The 21,687-nt window shown below is 41.4% G+C and carries 21 protein-coding genes; 10 read left to right on the top strand and 11 right to left on the bottom strand.

What is annotated here, in order from left to right; genetic code table 11:
• Nucleotides 1–203: 203 nt before the first annotated feature.
• Nucleotides 204–1,415 (bottom strand): hypothetical protein, encoded by a 1,212-nt coding sequence (locus tag AAU57_RS07365; RefSeq protein ID WP_055412291.1) that lies wholly within the window; start codon nt 1,413–1,415, stop codon nt 204–206.
• Nucleotides 1,416–1,627: 212 nt separating this feature from the next.
• On the opposite strand from AAU57_RS07365, the gene AAU57_RS07360 reads away from it, so the two are divergent.
• Nucleotides 1,628–2,548 (top strand): 2-hydroxyacid dehydrogenase, encoded by a 921-nt coding sequence (locus AAU57_RS07360; RefSeq protein ID WP_055412290.1) that lies wholly within the window; start codon nt 1,628–1,630, stop codon nt 2,546–2,548.
• Nucleotides 2,549–2,668: 120 nt separating this feature from the next.
• On the opposite strand, the gene AAU57_RS07355 is transcribed toward AAU57_RS07360, so the two are convergent.
• The 4 genes from AAU57_RS07355 to AAU57_RS07340 form a co-directional block, all read right to left on the bottom strand.
• Nucleotides 2,669–3,025 carry a hypothetical protein gene (locus tag AAU57_RS07355; RefSeq protein ID WP_055412289.1) on the bottom strand — a complete coding sequence of 119 codons (357 nt, stop codon included), beginning with the start codon at nt 3,023–3,025 and terminating at the stop codon, nt 2,669–2,671.
• Nucleotides 3,026–3,161: 136 nt separating this feature from the next.
• Nucleotides 3,162–3,782 carry a hypothetical protein gene (locus AAU57_RS07350; RefSeq protein ID WP_156340042.1) on the bottom strand — a complete coding sequence of 207 codons (621 nt, stop codon included), beginning with the start codon at nt 3,780–3,782 and terminating at the stop codon, nt 3,162–3,164.
• Nucleotides 3,783–3,986: 204 nt separating this feature from the next.
• Nucleotides 3,987–4,751: an adenylate/guanylate cyclase domain-containing protein gene (locus AAU57_RS07345; protein ID WP_055412287.1), complete on the bottom strand. Its 765-nt coding sequence runs from the start codon at nt 4,749–4,751 to the stop codon at nt 3,987–3,989.
• Nucleotides 4,744–5,223 (bottom strand): Pycsar system effector family protein, encoded by a 480-nt coding sequence (locus tag AAU57_RS07340; RefSeq protein ID WP_055412286.1) that lies wholly within the window; start codon nt 5,221–5,223, stop codon nt 4,744–4,746. Before AAU57_RS07340 ends, AAU57_RS07345 begins: the two co-directional genes overlap by 8 nt.
• 275 nt (nt 5,224–5,498) lie before the next feature.
• On the opposite strand from AAU57_RS07340, the gene AAU57_RS07335 reads away from it, so the two are divergent.
• The gene (locus AAU57_RS07335; RefSeq protein WP_055412285.1) at nt 5,499–5,837 is read left to right on the top strand and encodes a single-stranded DNA-binding protein; all 339 of its coding nucleotides are present in this window, start codon (nt 5,499–5,501) and stop codon (nt 5,835–5,837) included.
• Nucleotides 5,838–6,052: 215 nt separating this feature from the next.
• Entirely contained in the window at nt 6,053–6,805 is a 753-nt protein-coding gene (rluF, locus tag AAU57_RS07330; RefSeq protein WP_055412284.1) for a 23S rRNA pseudouridine(2604) synthase RluF, read from the top strand.
• Here rluF and AAU57_RS15005 read toward each other — a convergent pair.
• The 3 genes from AAU57_RS15005 to recG all read right to left on the bottom strand — a co-directional run bounded on the left by AAU57_RS15005 (nt 6,802) and on the right by recG (nt 10,062).
• Nucleotides 6,802–6,945, bottom strand: a complete 144-nt coding sequence (locus tag AAU57_RS15005; protein ID WP_156340040.1) for a hypothetical protein — start codon at nt 6,943–6,945, stop codon at nt 6,802–6,804. The two genes, rluF and AAU57_RS15005, sit on opposite strands and share 4 nt — an antisense overlap.
• A gap of 382 nt (nt 6,946–7,327) precedes the next feature.
• The gene (locus AAU57_RS07325; RefSeq protein ID WP_055412283.1) at nt 7,328–7,633 is read right to left on the bottom strand and encodes a GIY-YIG nuclease family protein; all 306 of its coding nucleotides are present in this window, start codon (nt 7,631–7,633) and stop codon (nt 7,328–7,330) included.
• Nucleotides 7,634–7,926: 293 nt separating this feature from the next.
• The gene (recG, locus tag AAU57_RS07320) at nt 7,927–10,062 is read right to left on the bottom strand and encodes an ATP-dependent DNA helicase RecG (protein ID WP_055412282.1); all 2,136 of its coding nucleotides are present in this window, start codon (nt 10,060–10,062) and stop codon (nt 7,927–7,929) included.
• 58 nt (nt 10,063–10,120) lie between these two features.
• On the opposite strand from recG, the gene AAU57_RS07315 reads away from it, so the two are divergent.
• Nucleotides 10,121–12,241: a M1 family metallopeptidase gene (locus tag AAU57_RS07315; protein WP_156340038.1), complete on the top strand. Its 2,121-nt coding sequence runs from the start codon at nt 10,121–10,123 to the stop codon at nt 12,239–12,241.
• Between the two features lie 93 nt (nt 12,242–12,334).
• Here AAU57_RS07315 and AAU57_RS07310 read toward each other — a convergent pair whose 3' ends face one another.
• Together AAU57_RS07310 and AAU57_RS07305 are read right to left on the bottom strand one after the other, a co-directional pair.
• On the bottom strand, nt 12,335–12,853 hold the full coding sequence (locus AAU57_RS07310; protein ID WP_055412281.1) for a hypothetical protein: 519 nt from the start codon (nt 12,851–12,853) through the stop codon (nt 12,335–12,337).
• 19 nt (nt 12,854–12,872) lie between these two features.
• Nucleotides 12,873–14,429 (bottom strand): FMN-binding glutamate synthase family protein, encoded by a 1,557-nt coding sequence (locus AAU57_RS07305; RefSeq protein WP_055412280.1) that lies wholly within the window; start codon nt 14,427–14,429, stop codon nt 12,873–12,875.
• 167 nt (nt 14,430–14,596) lie between these two features.
• On the opposite strand from AAU57_RS07305, the gene AAU57_RS07300 reads away from it, so the two are divergent.
• From AAU57_RS07300 to AAU57_RS07275, 6 genes are all read left to right on the top strand, one after another.
• Nucleotides 14,597–16,921, top strand: coding sequence for an ATP-dependent helicase (locus AAU57_RS07300; protein WP_055412279.1), 2,325 nt, complete (start codon nt 14,597–14,599; stop codon nt 16,919–16,921).
• Between the two features lie 311 nt (nt 16,922–17,232).
• Nucleotides 17,233–18,204, top strand: coding sequence for a 3-oxoacyl-ACP synthase III family protein (locus AAU57_RS07295; RefSeq protein ID WP_055412278.1), 972 nt, complete (start codon nt 17,233–17,235; stop codon nt 18,202–18,204).
• A gap of 5 nt (nt 18,205–18,209) precedes the next feature.
• On the top strand, nt 18,210–19,034 hold the full coding sequence (locus AAU57_RS07290; RefSeq protein WP_055413706.1) for an SDR family oxidoreductase: 825 nt from the start codon (nt 18,210–18,212) through the stop codon (nt 19,032–19,034).
• Nucleotides 19,035–19,179: 145 nt separating this feature from the next.
• Nucleotides 19,180–19,776 (top strand): hypothetical protein, encoded by a 597-nt coding sequence (locus AAU57_RS07285; protein WP_055412277.1) that lies wholly within the window; start codon nt 19,180–19,182, stop codon nt 19,774–19,776.
• An 11-nt stretch (nt 19,777–19,787) separates the two neighbouring features.
• Nucleotides 19,788–20,309, top strand: coding sequence for a methyltransferase (locus AAU57_RS07280; protein WP_055412276.1), 522 nt, complete (start codon nt 19,788–19,790; stop codon nt 20,307–20,309).
• Nucleotides 20,287–21,171, top strand: a complete 885-nt coding sequence (locus tag AAU57_RS07275; protein ID WP_231717786.1) for a glycosyltransferase family 2 protein — start codon at nt 20,287–20,289, stop codon at nt 21,169–21,171. The genes AAU57_RS07280 and AAU57_RS07275 overlap by 23 nt, the downstream gene beginning before the upstream one ends.
• Here the strand turns inward: AAU57_RS07275 and AAU57_RS07270 are convergent.
• Nucleotides 21,168–21,659 carry a DUF6646 family protein gene (locus AAU57_RS07270; protein ID WP_055412275.1) on the bottom strand — a complete coding sequence of 164 codons (492 nt, stop codon included), beginning with the start codon at nt 21,657–21,659 and terminating at the stop codon, nt 21,168–21,170. The genes AAU57_RS07275 and AAU57_RS07270 overlap by 4 nt on opposite strands.
• Nucleotides 21,660–21,687: the final 28 nt, after the last annotated feature.

Genomic DNA, 21,687 nt, shown 5'->3' with positions numbered 1-21,687 from the left:
AAATTCCAAATCTCAATTTTAAGTTTCAGTTTCAGTTTCAGTTTCAGTTTCAGTTTCAGTTTAAAGATTCAAACCGCATTTTAATACTTGCAAATTGGATCTTGAAATATTTTACTGGATTGACATTCGTTTTGCTAGGTAATTATCACGCTTTCGCGAAAGCGTAACTATCATAAGCATAACACATATTAAGTCTTGTAAGACTACAATTTAAACCTCACTCCTATTCCGCTTTCAAGATCTGGAGCATTGTTGACCTTAAGGTCTTCTTTGAGATACACAAAATACTGGATGCGCTCGCGACCATGTGTGTAGTGAAACGTCCAGCTGCTCAAGCTTTCCAACAATGTGGTATAGGCATTGTGCCAACCGGCATTAATACTCGACCAGTCGCCTTCAAGATAGAAATAATCTTCCTCGGCCTTTTTACGATAGCGGGTCTGTTCCTGATAATTTAATCCTATGCTGTTGTAATTCCCTCGATCTGTGATATCTGTCCACTCCACCATGATTTCGCTAGACCCTAAAAAAGCGTTGTTGCCTAGATCTACGTTTTGGTCAAATTCTAGCAGGTTTCTTCTCAACACACTGCCGCCTAATCCTAGTTTCCAAAAATTCCCGTTTTTCATGTTCCACTCTTTCAAAAGGTTTGCGCTCACTCCTGCATCTACTGATCGATTAAATCGAGTGATGTTCCAACCCGAGTGCAGCGCTAGATTAGCGTAAATCTGTTGCTTTTCAAGCCAATCAATTTTTGGGTAGTAATGGTAAGCGACTTCCATACCACCTAGAAATAGCTCGCCATGCTGCATGGAAAGTTCCCGACCACTAGCATCGGTATATTCGAAATTCACCTGATTAAGCCCATAGAACCTACGACCGAAGGCGTCCTCACCACCAGCCACATTGCTATGGAACCATTCAATGGAACTATCGCTGGAGAAATAAGAAAAAGGATAATTGCCCTTAACGGCAATAAAACCTCTTAAGCCTAGCTGCAACTCACTTTTAGCATTGATAGGGATTTCCAGATCGACCCGATATACTTTAAGCACGGCATCAAATTCAAAATGAAAGATCTGGGCTGGTGTAGTTTCCTGATCCTGAAAATCAAAGATTCTAAAAAACCAGGTAGTGTTTGAAAAATCTTCTCGTATAGAAGGGTCTTCTGGCAAATAGGCCTTTAATTCTGGCTGGAATACATTGCCACTTTGTTGCTGTACGCGCATCGTTACATCAGACACAGGTTCTTTTTTAAAATTCTGCGAGATGCGGGAAATGAAAATACCAAAAGGATGCGTGCTCAAAAGGTTAAGCTTATCCATACCGGGTTTGTAAACGGTATCGATCACCTGTGATTGTGCACCACAAATGCTAAAGAAAAAGAGCGATAAGGCAATTAATCTCAGGTTCAATGGAAGTTGGGTTGGTACCTAAAATTACTAAAATTATGTTAAAAGACTACAATGAAATTATTTGGTGAATTATGAATATGATGGTCATTTGTTTTAAGGCTGAGTAGAGTTCGCTTTCGCGAAAGCGATAACCACTTAAAACGATAAACCCATATTAAAGATGTGGCAAGTACCCTAATTCTGGCTTACATTGTTCGCCAAAACCAAGAAGCGTGGCTATTTTATTGATTAGAAATGATAAGGATTACCAACCATGGATCGATGCATTCCAGGAATATGATGCATCCCTTGAAGTCGTGACTCTTGAAATGGATCACGATCCAGATGCGGTGACCATGGCCATGATGTGGAAGGCTCCAGAAGGTAGTTTTAAGGGATATGACCATTTGCAGGTTATTGGTTCTCTAGGTGCTGGTGTGGACCATCTTTTTGCAGATCCATCGTTGCCTGAAAATGTACAGCTCACACGTGTCGTGGATGAAAAGCTGTCTGGCGACATGCAGGAGTTTGTTCTAGGCTTATGCTTGAACCATATCAAAAACTTGCATTTCTATGCGCAGCAGGATCGTGAGTGGAAGCCGCAACCCTATTTGCGTGTAGAGAATGTTCATGTAGGTATCTTGGGTTTTGGTACTTTGGGACAAGCTGTAGGTGCGAAATTGAAAAGCGTAGGCTTTCAAGTTTCGGGATGGTCAAAAACAGCCAAAAACGTTGATGGCATCAAGAGTTACAGAGAAACAGAACTGGATGACTTTTTGAATGTTTCTCAGATTTTAGTGTGTTTGCTACCGTTGACAGAAAAAACCACTGGCATCCTGAATAAAGAACTTTTCATGCAATTACCTGAAAATGCTTTTTTAATCAATGTCGCACGCGGCGGTCATCTAGTTGAAACAGACTTGCTGGAAAGTATAGAAAACGGCCACCTGGCTGGAGCTGCACTAGATGTTTTCAATAAAGAACCTTTGCCGCAGGATCATGCTTTCTGGAAACACCCGAAAGTTCTAATCACACCTCATGTAGCTAGCAATAGCAACCCGCCAACGGTGGTAGCACAGATCGTGGAGAATTACCGAAGAATGAAAAATGGAGATCCTTTGAAAAACACGGTCTCTAGCGAACGCGGCTATTGATTTTCCTGTGCTATAAACGGTAAACGGTGCTTACTGAATGATGCGAGAGATGCAGATGGAGTCATAAGTTTCACAAGATACATTTCCCTGTATGTGCGGTCAAAGGGTTTAAAACTTTAATTATTCCTCCAATTTCTGATACTCAACACTCGCTTTCGCGATTCCTTTTGGATTGGGATCTAAATACAGTTCGTAACCTTTTAAAAGCTTTACTTTTTTAAGTTCACCTTTCTCAATGGGTATTTCTTTGATGATTTCTCCAGCTTGCTGTATTCTAATGGAAAACGGTATATCTCCTATATTTTCTATGATTGCATAGCAATCTTGACCAACAAAAGGATTGATCGTAGCATCTTGACCAGGACCTTTACCGGTCATGATCATACTTTGAGACGGTTCTAAAACAAATTCTGTTTGAGCTGTTATCTCTAATTGAATCAAGAATATTAGCGAGATGGATAAAAGAAGTGTTTTCATGGCGTATCTAGTTTTAAAAGGTACTTGGTTTATAAATGATGGTAAGTCTAATTTACGATATGTAGCGCTTAAATAAGCTGTTCATTTTCGGTTAGGCATCTACCCAGCTATGAATTATACACGTTGTTGCAAGTAGTTATTTTTTGTTTCCAAATATGTTTGTCAATTTATCATAATCCACCGAAGAATCTGTAATTCTTAAATAACAGTATTCCTGCATTCGGTAAGCCATAACTTTTCTGTTTTTTTCAATCCAATAGTACGTAAATGGTCCACTTTCTTTCGTTTGTGACAGAATAGAGTAAACTTTCAAATGCTCATTTCCATATTTTTGTCTTAAATATCCAGTCAGCTTTTCAAATCCGAGTTCAATGTTTTTTTCGTCAGTCAAAAACACTAATTCCAATTCATATAGTTTGTCTTTGTAAAAATCAGTTCGGATAATTGTTGGAATTTTAAAGTCAGCGTTTAATTCCCAGTTTATTCCATAATTCTCAAACTCATTCGTATCTCCGTTTATAGATTCAAAGTCAGATTTTTGTTTTAGAATTGAGTCAACAGCTTTAGTCGATTGTCCAAATTTTAAATCTAAAATATTCAGTTCAGAAATAGTTCCTTTAGATTTTTCCGACTCCGTTATTTTAATCAACTCCGCTTTGTCACGTTCAATTAGCTGTTCTAAATTTAATTCAGATTTTGATTGACTTTTACAACTCATTGAAGTCAAAATTATTAATGTCAGCAGAATGTTTTTCATAATTACTTGCAACGGTCTTGTATATCAAAAGTAGCGCTGAAAAAAGGCGATTAATTTTCGGATAATACACAAGCCGAATTTTTAAATTTTACTATTTATTTCATTTTTGGAAAATCGTCAAATTTAAAAGTTTGGCGACTCTGCAAATACACAAAAACCTCTTGGAAAGCTCATATTAGCCATGTTTTATATAGATTGTTGTGGTTAGTTTTTTGGGTCCAACCAGACAGCTTGAAATTTCCAAACGTCATATTTATTTGTTGTTCCTGAATAAATCCAATTCCAACCTTCGATTGATTTGATTTTAAAATGCTGTTGGTAGCTTTCAGGTGCCTTTTTTTTAATTTGGTCGCCAACCCAAATTTCATTTGTTCCAGCTGCATTTTGAATTTTAGATGCTATGTTCGGTGTCGGTCCAACAGCTGTTAAAAAATTTCTTTTATGTTTACTCGTTCCAGTTGGCAAACCTATTCTGGTAATAAGAATTTGACCTAAATCTATTCCAATTCTAGCATCTACTTTTTTAATTCCTTTTTTTTCCAAATGCGGGTTTATGAGGTGTTTAAGAGTATAAAAAATAGTTAAAGATGCTTTAAGTGCATTTAGGGCTGATGTTTCGTCATCATCATCAGTACCAATTAATGCCATAATTCCGTCTCCTGTATTTTTTTCTATATAACCATTGAAATCATATATAATTTTCATTACCGTGGGAATAACGCAATTGAGCATATAAAGCGTTTCCTTTAATTTTTCTAAATCAGAAGAGCTAGTCCGTTTAGTAAATCCTCTAATATCAAAGAATAGACATACGGCTCTCATTTTTCTACCAGAACCTATAGCAATATCTTCTAACGCTGGTGTAACTCTGCCGTCAGTTACAGAATCAACTCTATCATCAAGTCCGTCAATATTTAAATCAAATTGTTGCTTTATAGATTCCCAAAATTCTTTATTCCAATTAGGCATAAGTGTTTATCATATATAAAGTAATTAGACAGACTAATGAAGGTATAAAAACAATTATTGATGCTCTGATAAACCAATATTTTCTACTTAACAATTTGCTCAAACTGTAATTTTGCACCGAATACTTTTTCTCAATTTTATCTTGGTCTAATTCTTTTACTTTATCAAAATATTCATTGGAATTTTCAAATTCCTTGACATTTTCCCAGAATATCAAACCTTTTTTCTTTCTTGGATTTCTAGGAAATACTGTGCAAATGGAAAACAGACAGGTTAGTGATAATAAAATAATGGTTGAATAAAATAGAAAGTTTTCAAACGATGTACAATGTTCAAATTCTTTTAAAAAGTCAAAAAGAACAAATGAAATAGCAATTAACACACCTGCTTTGGCATCAGCGACTGTCACATAATGATTGTAATAATCATTTACGTTTTTGCTAAATCCGTAATATTCTTTTTGTTGACTCATATTTTTTTCAAATTAACCACAACTAGCCGTTATATACAATCATCAAACTACAACATTAATTTAATTCTTTAAACAGTCCGACTAGCCAAATCCTGTTAAATACATAAACCCCTTTGATATAAAGTAACTTATCGCATTTATCCGTTTGCAAACGACAATAAACGAAAGTAACCGATTAAAATAATTTATGAATTAGGAAGTCGCCACATATTTGCACCGTCATCAAATCAGCAATGGCAACAAACAAATTTTTAATCCATACAAACTAATTTATTATGAGCAGTTTAAACAACAAAGTACAATTGATCGGTAACCTAGGCGCAGACCCAGAAATCATCAACCTTACAGACGGTAAGAAAATAGCCAAGTTCTCTATCGCCACTACAGATAGGTACAAAAACAAACAAGGCGAGACCGTGAGCGATACCCAATGGCACAACATTGTTGCCTGGAACAAAACAGCCGAGATCGTCGAGAAATACATCACCAAAGGCAATCAAGTAGGCATTGAAGGAAAGTTGACCACTCGCAAATGGGAAGATAAAGATGGTAATAACCGCTACACGACTGAGGTCGTTTGCAGCGAGCTCCTGATGCTAGGCGGCAAGGCATAATTGATTTCCCCTTTAATAGAAAAGCTCCATCGGTAAGTTTCCGATGGAGCTTTTTTTATTCTCGATTACACCACAATATATCTTCAAAACTTGAACTCGAACTTGAACCTTTAACTTGGAACTTGGAACTTGGAACTTGGAATTTGGAATTTGGAATTGAAAATCTGCTTTCCCCAACACAAGTGAACCTTGACCAAACTCATTACCTTTGTCACATGTCAGAAACAGGTATCAGAATCAACAAATTTTTAAGTGAGCAAGGCTACTGTTCACGCCGTGCTGCAGATAAACTCATCGAGCAGGAACGCGTCACAATCAATGGCAGCGTACCAGAAATGGGAACCAAAGTCATGGAAAACGACATCGTCGCCGTTGACGGCAAACTGATTTCCAAGAAAAAAGAAAAACCCGTCTATCTGGCATTTAACAAACCAGTTGGCATCGTCTGTACCACAGACACACGTGTGGAAAAGGACAACATCATCGACTTCATCAACTATCCCACGCGCATATTTCCCATAGGTAGGCTTGACAAACCCAGTGAAGGCTTGATTTTTCTTACTAACGATGGCGACATCGTCAATAAGATCCTGCGCGCGCGCAACAATCACGAAAAAGAATATATCGTCACCGTGGACCATAGCATCAACCCGCGATTCATTGAGCGCATGTCCAGCGGTATTCCTATTTTGGACACCGTTACCCGCGACTGTGAGGTCGAGCAAATAGGTAGGAAAACCTTCCGCATTGTCCTTACCCAAGGCTTGAACCGTCAAATACGCCGCATGTGCGAGTTTCTGGACTATCGGGTCACAAAATTGAAACGCGTTCGCATCATGAACGTACCGCTCGACATTCCAGTGGGACACTACCGCGAGCTTACCGATTCCGAAATGGCAGAAATAAGACGCCTCACCGCAGATAGCGACAAGACCTACGTTCCCATTGCAGACGATGATATGGATTAATGCTTAGATAATTTCGCTTTCGCGAAAGCGTCACTACCATTCTTCCTTTCCAATATCATGACCAGCTCAGCTTCTGAAACAAATGTAGCATGACAGGCCACACAGCTGTCACCCTGAACTCGTTTCAGGGTCTTGTTCATTCATGTCATTACTTGTCACCCTGAATTCATTTCAGGGTCTAGCTTTTTTTTTTAGAAAATGCTTTTCATTAAAATCCGACTACACACAAACAACAAAACTTCCCTCCATCAGATGCTGAAATAAATTCAGCATGACAGACCAAACATCTGTCACCCTGAACTCGTTTCAGGGTCTTGATATTTCTTGTGTTCCTGTCACCCTGAACTAGTTTCAGGGTCTCGTTATCTCGTGTAAAATGATTAAAATAAAATCCGACTCCAAACAAACACCAGAACCTCCGCACCATCAGATGCTGAAATAAATTCAGCATGACATTTATCAATAGCTGCTGAAACACGTTCAGCAGGACTTTGAAAAAGATAGAAAAAAGATAAAACCTCTCTATAATTTCCAATTCTCGGCGAGATCATTCCAATCAGGATTTTCGGATTCTATGAGATTAATTTTCCACTGTCGGTGCCAGTTTTTTAACTGCTTTTCTCTCGCGATGGCATCATGCACGAACTGAAACTCTTCAAAGTAAACCAATCTATGTGCTTTATATTTCTTGGTAAAGTAAGATCCTTCACCTAATTGATGTCTTCGCAATCTATCTTCCAGGCCACCAGTTATTCCTATGTATAGAACACCATTCTTTTTATTGGTCAAAATGTACACGGTGTAATTATGAAACCATCGTTTTGCCATGCATTTAAAATAATATTTTGTGGGCTAAAATTCTATATTATGACAGATGCTGAAATAAATCCAGTATGACAGAACACACAATTGTCACCCTGAACTCGTTTCAGGGTCTTGTTCATTCAAGTCATTACTTGTCACCCTGAATTCATTTCAGGGTCTAGCTTTTTTTTAGAAAATGCTTTCATAAAAATCCGACTCCAGACAAACATCAGAACTTCCTACGATCAGATGCTGAAATAAATTCAGCATGACACATTTGAAGGCGATGCTGAAACAAGTTCAGCATGACAGGATAATCAACTGATATACTTCCACAAGCCCTTTTTGTTTTGGAGAAAATTCATCACGCGTCGTACGTTGATATTTTTTTCTAGGCCAATGGATGGATCTTCCTGTAGAAAATTCATCGCAGCATTTCTAGCCACGGCGAGAAGCTCATTATCCTTGACAATATCTGCAATGCGCAACTCCATCACACCACTTTGTCGGGTTCCCATGATATCGCCAGGACCGCGCAGCTTGAGATCGACCTCTGCGATCTTGAAACCGTCGGTGGTTTCTACCATGGTCTGAAGTCTGGTTTTGGCCTCGCTACTTAGTTTATGGCTCGTCATGAGTATACAGTAACTCTGGTCTGCACCACGTCCTACCCTACCACGCAACTGGTGCAATTGTGACAGGCCAAAACGCTCTGCACTCTCAATAATCATCACACTCGCATTTGGCACATTCACGCCTACCTCGATGACTGTGGTAGCAACCATGATTTGGGTCTTGCCTTCTACAAAGCGTTGCATTTCATGATCCTTGTCTTCAGGCTTCATTTGACCATGAACGATGCTCACTTGATAGTCTGGTAATGGGAATTCCCTAACGATGCTTTCATAGCCATCCATTAAGTCTTTGTAATCCAGCGTTTCTGATTCTTGAATCAGCGGATATACAATATAGATCTGCCGGCCTTTTTTGATCTCATCCCTAATGAATTTGAATACTGCCAATCTATTCTTGTCATACCGGTGCACCGTTTTGATTTCTTTACGGCCTGGCGGCAACTCATCAATCACAGATATATCCAGATCGCCGTATAAACTCATGGCCAGCGTTCGTGGTATAGGCGTGGCCGTCATGACCAAAACATGTGGCGGCAGCTTGTTTTTCTTCCACAATTTGGCTCTTTGAGCGACCCCAAAACGGTGTTGCTCATCTACAATGGCAACGCCCAAGTTTTGAAATTTGACCTTAGGTTCAATAAGCGCGTGAGTACCAATAAGAATATCCAGACTGCCATCTTCCAGAGCCTCGTGAATAACTCGGCGTGCTTTGGTCTTGACAGATCCTGTTAGCAAAGCCACCTTTAAACCTGTAGGCGCCAACAATTCTGACACTCCAGCCATGTGCTGTTGTGCCAGGATTTCAGTAGGTGCCATGATGCAGGCTTGAAAGCCGTTGTCAATGGCTAATAAACATGTAAGCACCGCGACAATGGTTTTACCAGAACCTACATCTCCTTGTAACAATCGATTCATGTGTGCACCAGTCGCCATGTCGGCACGTATTTCTTTGACCACTCGTTTTTGTGCACCGGTCAATTCAAAGGGTAGATTGTATTGATAGAAATTATTAAAATGGTCTCCTACTTTTTCAAAGGCAAAACTTTTGATCTGCGTTTTTCTGATTCGGTTTTGAAGCAATAACTCTAACTGTATAAAAAAAAGCTCCTCAAACTTCAATCGCTTTAAAGCAGCCTGCAAACCAGCGGCACTGGACGGGAAATGGATCTCCTGCATCGCAGCATTCTTGGTGATGAGCTGCTGTTCCCGCATCACATCATCTGGTAGCGTCTCCACAAAGGCTGTTTTAATTTCAGAAAACAGTTTGCGCATCAAACCAATGAAATATTTGTTGGTCAGCTGTCTTTTGGTGAGTGTTTCGGTAGATGGGTAAATGGGCGACATGGCTGCTTGCTGTCTGGATTTGTATTCCTTGGCCAGCTCCATATCAGGATGTGCCATACTGTACATCGCGCCGTATCTGGAGACCTTACCATACACCACATAGACCTCGTTGACCTTGAGATTTTCCCTAAAATATTTCTGTCCCTTGAACCAGACCAGTTCCATGCGACCCGTATCATCTGCAAAGGTGGCTACCAGCCTAGTCGCTTTACCAGCTCCAGCCGTGGCAATAGAAACCACTTTACCTAGAATCTGTACCTGTGCCGTGTCGGGTACCAATTGATTGATCTTGTAGAACTGTGTGCGATCCACATACCGATTGGGAAAGAAATTCGCCAAATCACCATAGGTCTCAATACCCAATTCCTTGCGCAATAGATCTGCACGCGCCTGGCCTACGCCGCTTAGGTAATCAATAGGTGTGTTTAAAAAATTAATGGGCACGGTTGTGGATCTAAAGCGTAAAGGTAGCATTGCCGCAAGGAATGGTCAAGACTAAACTTTGCGACAACTTGAGCGTCCTATAAACCGCATGATATTTGTATTTTGGCAGCCTATGAGATTTCTATTTGTTTTATTGTTCTTCACTTTTCTAACGACTCAAAACTACGCCCAAGGAATAGATCAACCAGCGGTTGATTTCCAGAGTGCTAAGGTCCAAATCACGATGGATCCAGCCCAAGAGATGGTAAGCGGTACGGTAACTTTTGACATCAATATTCTTCAAGATACCGATCAGATTTTGATCGATGCAAAAAATATTGTGGAGTTTACGGCGAGTTCCACCACGCATCCTTCTATGATCTCCAGCCAGAACGATGCAGGAATAGTTGTGAAATATCGCTTTCGCGAAAGCGAAAAAACCACCATCACCATTGCATTTAAAAGTCAACCCAACAAAGCCATGTATTTTATTGACAGTGATGTCGATGGACGCTGGGAACAGGCGTGGACGCAAGGTCAAGGAAAATATACCAGCAACTGGCTGCCCAGCATAGATGACATGAACGAAAAAATGGAATGGGATATAAGTGTTACCGCACCAGATGATCTCACTGTGGTTGCCAATGGAAATCTCATTTCCAAAAAAGGTGAAGGTGACCAAATGACCTGGAATTATGATATGACACATCCCATGTCTAGTTATCTGGTAGCGGTCGTCGTGGGAAATTATGCAATATCAACGGCAACCTCTCAAAGTGGCGTGCCGTTGGATATGTACTATTATCCTGAAGATGAGCAAAAGGTGTCAAGTACCTTTGTTCATACTAAGGAGATCTTTGACTTTCTTGAAAATGAGATAGGGATTGCCTATCCATGGCAAAATTATAAGCAAATTCCCGTCAAGGATTTCTTGTATGCCGGCATGGAAAATACGGGCACAACGATTTTTGATGATCAGTTTGTGCAAGACGAGTTGGGCGCTGTGGATCGCAGCTATGTCACTGTAAATGCTCACGAACTCGCGCACCAATGGTTTGGCGATCTAGTCACTGCAGCGTCTGGAACGCACCACTGGCTGCATGAAGGTTTTGCAACTTATTATGCCATGCTTGCCGAACGACATCTATACGGTGATGAGCATTATCACGTGAATCTCTACGAGCAGGCAGAATTACTCAATGAACAGAATCAGTCAGGGAAAAGCACTGCCTTGCTGGATCCAGCGGCAAGTTCTCTTACTTTTTATCAGCATGGTGCCTGGGCCATTCATGCCTTAAGAGATCTGGTAGGCGATGCGGCATTCAAGGCAGGAATCAAACGCTTTTTGAAGGAATATGCATTCAAAAATGCAACGACAGATGATTTTCTGGATATTATGTCTCAAGAGTCTGGAAAGGATCTAGCTTCTTATAAAGCCACATGGTTAACCAGCAATCAGTTCCCTAGCAACGAGGCTTTACGCCTATTGCGCAAAGACTTGTTTATGGAAGCCTACCTACAGCTGCTGGCCAGACGTATCTCTCCTTTTCAAGAGGCATTGAACAGTTACAAAGAGACGCTGCAGCCACCGGTGCAAAAACAAATGGTTCTAGAAATGGTAGGCCAATTAAGTTTGCATGAAGACACTCGCAAGTATGATCTCCTAGAACGAGCGGCGGCGACCAATAATCTGGAAATACGCCAGTTGATCACCTTGACAGCGCAAGAAATCAATGACTATAATAAAGAAATGATTTCTGGAATGTTGACCGATGCATCCTATGCTACCAGAGAAAATGCTTTGGTGCTGCTTTGGAATGCCGCTACCGATAAAGCCCGATTGCTCAAAACGGCAAAAAAAGCATGGTCAACTACCAATGAATCTCTGGACATGGCTTGGTTGACACTAGCCATCAATTCAACAGGATTCTCAAACAATGATCGAACAGCATACCTAGGCCAATTGCAAGAATACACCAAACCGATTTACAGCACCTCAACGCGACAGACTGCTTTTGATTATTTGATAGCCTTAGGATATCTAGACGATCAAAACTATCTCGATCTCTATCAAGCAGCGCTGCACCATAACTATCGCTTCTATCAATATGCCCGCAAATTGGTTAATGAGCAATATGCAAAAGAAGCCAATAAACCCTTGATGGAAAAGGTCGTAGAATTATTGACTGAAAGAGAGCAGGAGAATTTGAGATTGGTAACTGATTTGTAGAATTGGATTTCCAATCTGGACTTGAATTTTACGATCCACTTGATTTAAGAATCTTCAGGATATGTCACAAGAATTCATGCCTAATGCCTAAACCTAAAACAACTCTCTAACTTCTCTTCTCACAAAACTCAATGCCGTTTCGCTAGTTGCTGGACCATCCATGAATTCATTGATAATTTGTGCGCGTAGTTCTTCCGCAGTATGTGATTTGTCGCTCATGCCTACTTGTCTTATTTTCTGAATGGTCGTGTTTTTTGCTGCCCTAATCACATTCCAACATTCTTCTGTGAAATAAATCTGCTGGGCGATATTGTGTTCAAACTCTTGCTCTATGGTCGTAATGAGTTTATTCTCGTATTCGCTTTTAGAAAGATGACCTGGTAGAGTTCTGACCAACAAGCTATTGGGTTTCATGCGTTCCAAAAAAAGCGTCAATCGTTCGTAGGCCGCCATGCGCATGGGCAAGGTTTTGGGTTTTAAAGATTTACCGGCAAGATAGATGCGACGGTTTTCTTCATTCTTCAAAAAAGAACTGATCAATAAATAAGCTACAGCACCCACGATAAGCGCTGGTACAAAAGCAATGAGTAATTGAGTTGTTGTAAGATTCATTTAAACTTCTATTTCGATATTAATGACGTGAACCACCTAGGTGTTCACACTCTTTTAAAGCCTGCATACCCTTAAATTCTACGGGAGTTTTTTGGTATTTGTAGGTGTATTCCAGGGTTTGAGTCATGTTGGTATCACCGGTGCTTACATCCACATCGCGCATATCAAATTGACAAGGATGTTCATATCCGGCTGCATGCGTGATTTCCAGCAATTCCTTATTGAATTTCTTGAAATAGCTTGCAAGGCGTTCAGCTTTTTCAGGAACAACGATACCGCGTTGTAGCCACTTGTTCTGCGTAGCGACACCTGTAGGGCAAGTGTTGTTGTGACACACTTTTGCCTGTATACACCCTATGGAGATCATGGCTTCACGTGCTACATTGATACAATCAGCTCCCATGGAAAATGCCATGGCAGCTTTGGCTGGAAAACCTAATTTACCACTGGCGATAAATACAATATCAGTAGTTAAGTCACGCTGCTGAAACACTTGATACAAATCTGAAAACCCAAAAACCCATGGAAGCGACACATGGTCTGCAAAACTAGGGGGTGCTGCGCCAGTTCCACCTTCTCCACCATCAACCGTGATAAAATCTGGGCCTTTACCGGTAGTTTTCATAATTTCTGCCAGTTCTTCCCATTGTTCCAGTTTTCCTATGGCAGCTTTGATTCCGGTAGGTAGTCCAGTTTCTGTGGCAATTTGTTCAACAAAATCTACAAGCCCTTTGACACCTTGGAAAGCACTATGCGTAGGTGGCGATAGAACGTCCTCGCCCATCGGAACGTGTCGTATCTCACTTATTTCTTTAGTGATTTTTGAGCCAGGCAGCACGCCACCTTTACCAGGTTTGGCGCCTTGGGATAGCTTGACTTCAATCGCTCTAATTTGCGGATTCTCTTCCACGAGTTTTTTCAACTTTTCCATGGAGAAATTCCCTTCGTCATCTCTAACCCCAAAGTACCCAGTACCAAAATGAAAAACGACGTCTGCACCACGTTTGTGGTACGGTGACAAACCACCTTCACCGGTATTGTGGTAGGCATGTACTTTTTTGGCACCATTATTCATGGCGTCCAGTGCCTTGGCGCTCAAACTGCCGTAACTCATTGCCGAAATATTAATCACACTTGCAGGCCGATAAGGCCTTTTTCTATTTTTTGCAGCGCCCATGACCTTAGCGCACGGCAGGAAGGACGGTTCCAGATCTGTAACAGATCCTTTCTCGACCTTATGCGACATCATGGAGTTATTGATAAAAATATACTGGTTGGCATAGATGTCTCTATCGGTTCCAAAACCCTCGTAATTGTTCTCATTTTTGGCACTGGCATAGATCCAACCGCGCTCGATCCTGTTAAAGGGTAACTCTTCCCTGTTGTTTGCCACGATGTATTGGCGCAACTCTGGACCAATACTTTCCAGCCAGTATCTAAAATGTCCCACCACCGGGAAGTTGCGTAAAATGATATGACGACGCTGTAAGATGTCATAGAGAAACACGATAATGATCAAGAGTATCAAATACCAGTACCAGGCTATACTGCTCAAAAATTCCCACATGGATTCCATAGGCGGTCTTTAGAGCCCTAAAAATACAATATGTCATCGCAGTAGGACTTTGTCTTTAGCATAAAAATGTGGCTGTTTTGTTGAAAAAAGGATGGTATTTAGTTCGCTTTCGCGAAAGCGAACTCCCATCAAACCTTATCTTTATAGATCAGAAAATGAAGTAGATTTTGGAAGATTATTTATCCCAATTAAATGACGCGCAGCGGCTTCCAGTCCTGCAAAAAGATGGTCCCATGATCGTGATTGCCGGTGCTGGATCTGGCAAGACACGTGTATTGACTTTACGCATCGCTTACCTGATGCAGCAAGGTGTAGATCCGTTCAATATTTTGGCATTGACATTTACCAACAAGGCGGCGCGTGAGATGAAAAACCGTATTGCCGAAATTGTGGGTGCCAGCGAATCCAAAAATTTGTGGATGGGAACTTTTCACTCGGTTTTTGCGCGATTGCTGCGCATGGAAGCCGATAAATTGGGCTATCCATCCAACTTCACGATTTATGACTCCCAAGATTCCCAGCGACTTACCAGCGCCATCATCAAGGAAATGGGACTGGATAAGGATGTCTACAAATACAAACAGATTTTTTCCAGAATCTCGTCGCTCAAAAACAGTCTGATTACTGTGCGTGCCTATTTTGCAGATCCTGATTTGCAAGAGGCAGACGCGATGGCGAGGCGACCTCGATTTGGCGACATTTATAAAGAATATGTGGAGCGCTGTTTTAAAGCTGGCGCGATGGATTTTGATGATTTATTGCTTAAAACCAATGAGCTTTTGAATCGTTTTCCAGATGTGTTGGCCAAGTACCAACATCGTTTTCAATATATCCTGGTGGATGAGTATCAAGATACCAACCACTCACAATACCTGATTGTCAAAGCACTGTCAGATAAATTCCAAAACATTTGCGTGGTAGGAGACGATGCCCAGTCGATCTATGCATTTCGCGGTGCAAACATTAACAACATCCTGAACTTCCAGCGTGATTATGATGATGTAAAAGCCTACCGACTGGAGCAAAATTATCGTTCGACAAAAAATATTGTTGAGGCTGCCAATTCCATCATTGAGCACAACAAAACCAAACTGGACAAAGTCGTATGGACCGCCAACAACGATGGTCCTAAAATCATCGTCCACCGATTGATGAGCGATGCCGAAGAAGGCCGCTTTGTGGCCAGTAGCATCTGGGAAAACAAGATGAATAAGCAGCTGGGCAATGATCAGTTTGCGATTCTTTATAGAACTAATGCGCAGTCCAGAGCTATGGAAGACGCACTGCGCAAGCGTGATATACCCTATCGTATTTATGGTGGCCTTAGTTTCTATCAGCGTAAAGAGGTCAAGGATGTTCTTTCCTATTTGCGATTGATTGTCAATCCAAAAGATGAAGAAGCCATCAAACGTGTGATCAACTATCCAGCGCGTGGTATAGGCGCCACTACTATCGACAAGTTAATCGTAGCAGCGAAGCAGTACGACAAAAGTCTCTTTGAGATTATCGAAAACATTGATCGTGTCGAAGCTAATATTAACGGCGGAACCAAAACCAAATTGCGCAATTTTGCTACCATGATCAAAAGCTTCCAGGCACTGGAAGAAACACAGAACGTTTTTGAGCTAACGGAATATGTGATTAAAAAAAGTGCGCTTCTAACTGAGCTTAAGAAAGATGGATCTCAGGAAGGAATTTCTCGTATAGAAAACATTGAAGAGTTGCTCAATGGTATGCGGGACTTTGTAGAAGGACAACAAGAAATTGCAGATGCTCGCGGTTCCCTTGCAGAATTCCTGGAAGATGTGGCACTCGCCACAGATCTAGACAAAGATACAGGCGACACAGATCGTGTTTCGCTCATGACCGTACACTTATCCAAAGGGCTTGAGTTTCCATACTTATATATCGTAGGAATGGAAGAAGATCTGTTCCCTAGTGGTATGAGTATGAACACTCGTGAGGAATTGGAAGAAGAACGTCGCTTGTTTTACGTGGCACTTACCAGAGCAGAACATCAAGCCTATCTGACGTATACTCTAAGTAGATACCGTTGGGGAAAACTGGTCGATGCAGAGCCCAGCAGATTCATTACCGAAATTGATGATCAATACCTGGAGTATACTACTCCTATGGATGACTACAAATACAAGTCTGCGATGACAGATCATCTATGGGATGAACCCGATAAATCAAAACTGCGCCAGACCAAACCACGAAGCGGTACACCACCAACAGTTAGCAAACCTAGCGAGGAGCAAATACGCAAACTGCGCAAGATGCGACCTGTAAGTACCTCAACTAATCCAGCGCCAGCAGGCTTTGAAGGCGATCTAAAACCTGGCACTAAGGTTTCCCATGCGCGTTTTGGTCAAGGAACCGTGGTCAACCTAGAAGGTATTGGAGGCGAGAAAAAAGCTGAAATCAACTTTCAAGTAGGTGGTTTGAAGAAGTTATTGTTGCGTTTTGCGAAGTTAGAGGTAGTAGACTAAAGCCCATAATGCTGCTGGCTGCTCCAAAAATCAGGTAGTTCTTTTGAGGATTTATTATTTAAAGTGCTCGTTTTCAGTGTTTTTATTAATAACCTAACGCTTTTTATGTACTTTGGGCATCGGACAGTTCTGGCGTAAGGAGTCTGCAAATTATTGTTGCCTTAGTAGATTGCGCGGAATTCAAACAAGAGACTGTTGCTTCTATTTTTAAAATTCTTGCAAAGACTTTATCCATACGCCTTATTCAAATCACCTTCCAAAATGACGGTAGGATCTGGACTCAACTCTCGCAGCTCAAAACCTCTATTTACATGAACAACGCTTATATAAGTGGCACAGGATCTTATGCGCCTGAAAATATCGTCCCTAACGATTACTTTGAAAAAGTTGGTTCCAACGATGCCTGGATACAAAAGAATCTAGGTATTAAGGAACGACGCATCAGTACTGGTGAGACCACAAGTGACCTTGCCACAAAAGCGGCTCAAAATGCCCTTAAAAATGCAAGTCTCACAGCAAAGGACATTGATCTCATCATTCTTGCTACAGCTACTCCAGACAAACTTGCTCCATCTTGTGCTTGTTTTGTTCAGGAGAATCTGGAAGCGTTTGATGCCGTGGCCTTTGATATTTCGGCAGTGTGTTCTGGTGCTGTTTTTGCCATTGCTACTGCAGTACAATTCATCAAATCAGGTATGTATAAAAATGTGCTGGTCATAGGCGCTGATACGTTCTCAAATATCACCGATTGGGATCGACGTGATTCTGTGTTTTTTGGTGATGGCGCTGGCGCGATGGTTATTTCACATACTACAGAAGACAAAGGTTTTCAAGACTTCTTATTACATACTGATGGTCGTGGTAAAGACGCCTGGAATATTCCAGCTGGTGGTTCCTTACAACCAGCTTCTGAAGAAACGGTTAATGACGGCCTTCACTATTTCCAGATGGATGGTCAAGCCGTTTTCCAAACCGCTATCGATGTGGTTCCTAAATCCATCAATGAGCTGCTGGATCGTAATAAAGTGTCCATTGATCAAGTGGATCACATGATACCACACCAACCCAGCATACGCATCCTACAATCCATTGCAGAAACCGTTGGTCTGCCTTGGGAAAAAGTACATACCAACATGGATCGCTATGCCAACACTTCTGGTGGCACAATACCGATCATGCTGGACGAAACCAACAAAAACGGACTACTCAAAAAAGGCGACCTCATTCTTTTCGCTGCCGTAGGCGCAGGATGGACTTGGGGAACAGCACTTTATAAATGGTAAACACTATGACATTACAAGGAAAAACTTTTTTGATTACAGGGATAGCAGATGAGCATTCCCTAGCCATGTACACCGCTCGCGAGATTGTCAAAAATGGCGGCAAAGTGGTTTGTACAGGCTTAGGTGTGAGCAAACACCACAAAAATCTTTCAGAAAAAGCTCAGGCGTTTCTCAACACTAACTATGAGGACTTTAAGGCATCTGTCAAAAAAGAGTTGGGCGATAGCCTGACCGCTATTTTAGATGTGACCATCGATGATAACATCGCCAGTTTTGCACAGGAATTAGCTGATAAAAACATCAAACTCGATGGTTTTCTTCACGCGATTGCCATGGATAAAACCATACGCAAGAAAGAAGTAAAACCTTTGATTGAGGTGACCTTGCAGGAATTTTGCGATACCATGGATGTGAGCGCCTATTCCTTGATCAGCGTTACACGTCATTTATTGGAAAAAGGCGTGTTACAAAATGGCGCTTCCATTTGTTCACTTAGCTACATTGCCGCGGCCAAAGTTACTTTTCATCCCTATCGCAATATGAGTATTGCAAAGGCAGCACTGGAAAGAATTACCGTGGAGCTGGCAGATGAGCTGGGACGCAAGTACGACATTCGTTGCAACGCCTTGAGATTTTCACCTTTCATGGGCAGCAAGGCCGGTAATGCCACGCTACGTCCAGAAGATGTACAAACCTCTAACAGGATGAGCCCGCTGGGCAATGCGAGGCCAGAAGATCTTGCTTTTGAAATCGTGCACCTTTTCCGTCCAGAATGTCGCATTACTGGAGAGATACGCCATGTCGATGGTGGTTACCATATTCACGGTTAGATTCAAGATCTTTCAGCTTCAACTTGTATTAGGTATTAATTTCTTGTTGAAGAATGATGATTTGTTCATGTGTTTTTGATGGATATCGCTTTCGCGAAAGCGAACTATTCTCCTACCTTTACATGGACCATATCAACCGTATCTCATGCAAAATATTCAGTATCCCATTAGATTCTCTTTTAGAATCACCACGTTGAGCAACGACTTTACTGCAACTGATGCCACTGGTGCGACCATCGCTTATGTGAGGCAAAAGATGTTCAAACTCAAAGAGGCGATTACCGTTTATAGCGATACTTCAAAATCGCAAGTGTTGTTTACCATACGAGCTAACCAATGGCTGGACTGGAGTGCTGCATACAATATGCTGGATGCGAATGGCACCGAGATAGGCAAGATTGCACGCAAGGGCTGGAAATCCATGTGGAAGGCAGAGTACGATATTATCGACCAGCACGAGAAATTTCAGTATAAAGTACAGGAAGCCAGCGCATGGACCCGACTGGGTGATTCATTGATGGGCGAGATTCCTGTACTTAGTTTTTTTACTGGATATGTTTTTCACCCAACCTATAATGTTACTGATGTCAATGGCGATATCGTCGCTAAACTTAAAAAGAAACCTTCCTTTTTTGGGAAGGAATTTGAAGTTGAAAAAATCGCAGAAATTGACAATGACGACAAGGAACGCGTCATGCTGGGCTTGATGATGATGATCCTTCTTGAGCGACGTCGCGGTTAAAACTTACTGATTTGTACGAAAACACATTTCCCTCAAAACGTTTCAAAAAGACGCTGGAATTCTTACAACTACACGTGGATCCATCTGAAAAGATTCTGGATCTAGGAGTTGAAAATCCATTTTCGGTGATCTTGAAAGAAAACGGTTTTCAAGTCCAGAACACGAGCGGTGAAGACCTAGATGATGATACTACTGCGGTTTCTGGTTTTGACGGCGAGGTTGTCACTGCTTTTGAAATTTTTGAGCATTTAGTAAATCCCTATGGTGTTTTAAAAGCGATTCCCTGCAAAAAATTATTGGTGAGCGTACCTCTCAGATTGTGGTTTGCATCAGCCTATAGAAATCCCAATGATATAAGAGATCAACACTATCATGAGTTTGAGGACTGGCAGCTGGACTATGTTTTGAACAAAGCCGGCTGGGACGTGATCGACCGCGTGAAGTTTACCAATCCTACTAAAAAGTTGGGCCTACGCCCTATTTTGAGAAACTTTACAGATCGTTACTATCTTGTATATTGCGAGCGATCCTAAACCTATAGCGTTGCGCATTGCCATCATTATTCCTGCCTACAACGAGGCGTCTTTCATAGCACAAACACTGGAAAGTCTCCTTGCGCAAACCGTTAAGGCCGCACAAATCATTGTGGTGGACGACAACAGTACAGACAACACGTATGATGTCGCCAGCCGCTTTACGGATAGATTACCTATTACTATTATAAGGAATGCATCTGCTGCAGAGAATATTCCTGGAACCAAGGTCATCAACGCCTTCAAAAAAGGATTGGAACTGGTAGATCTCAACAAAGTGGACATCATCTGCAAGTTTGATGCAGACCTCATCTTTCCAGAACATTACCTAGAAGATATTGTAGTTCGCTTTCGCGAAAGCGAAAAAACAGGAATGGCAGCTGGACACTGTATCATCGAGGTAAACAATCGTTGGGTCGTAGAAAACCAAAACAATCCAGATCATATACGTGGTGCATTGAAGGCATATCGTACGGCTTGTTTCAAAGAAATAGGCGGATTGAGATCTTCCATAGGTTGGGATACCATCGACGAGATGCTGGCAAGGTACTATGGCTGGCAGGTAAAAACTATAGAAGGTTTGCACGTCAAACATTTGAAACCTACCGGTGCTGCCTACAAACCCAAGTCCATGCAGTTGCAGGGTGAAGCGTTCTACAAGATGCATTACGGATGGCTGCTCACGGTAATTACTGCCCTAAAAATGGCGGCAAATAAGCGACAGCCCAATCTGTTTACGGATTACCTGAAAGGATATTTCAAGGCACAAAAAAACGGCATAGATCCTATTTTGAATAAAGATCAAGGCCGTTTTTTGAGACAATACCGTTGGAACGGTATCAAGTCTAAATTAGGTTTCTAAAGATTGAAAGACATCCCAATGTTGAAATTGAACTGGTTGTTCAAGTCTTCGGCTGGAGTTAAGTCACCATCATCGTATTTGGCAAATGGAAATTGAGCCTCGGTATAAATCCCGAAACCTTCACTGAAAAAATAGCGAGCTCCCAAATGACCACCGAAGTTTTTAGTACCAAAACTAAGTCCTGGATAAAAGTCAAACATCGGGTCAAAATTGAGCACGTTCCCTATATTAGCGTTGAAACGCAAACGTAAATCTGCACGCTGGTCAAAATCTGCATCGATCTCGTCATCAACACCTAACAGATAAACCGTAGAGATACCAAAGGAGATATTCTCGCCTACTCCATAATCATAGGTGGCTTGAATACCTGTACCGTTATCTTGTAGATTAAGTCCTACTTGGAATTTTTGATCTCCTTTTCCAGTATAAGCCTGACCCAAAGAAATGGCTGTAATAAAAAACGCTGCAATCGTGATGTATAATTTCATGGCTATTGATTTATGAAACAAAGATATA

Origin of the sequence: Nonlabens sp. YIK11 (assembly GCF_001413925.1) — a bacterium.
GTDB lineage: Bacteria > Bacteroidota > Bacteroidia > Flavobacteriales > Flavobacteriaceae > Nonlabens.
This window is presented reverse-complemented; position numbering and strand designations above follow the sequence as displayed.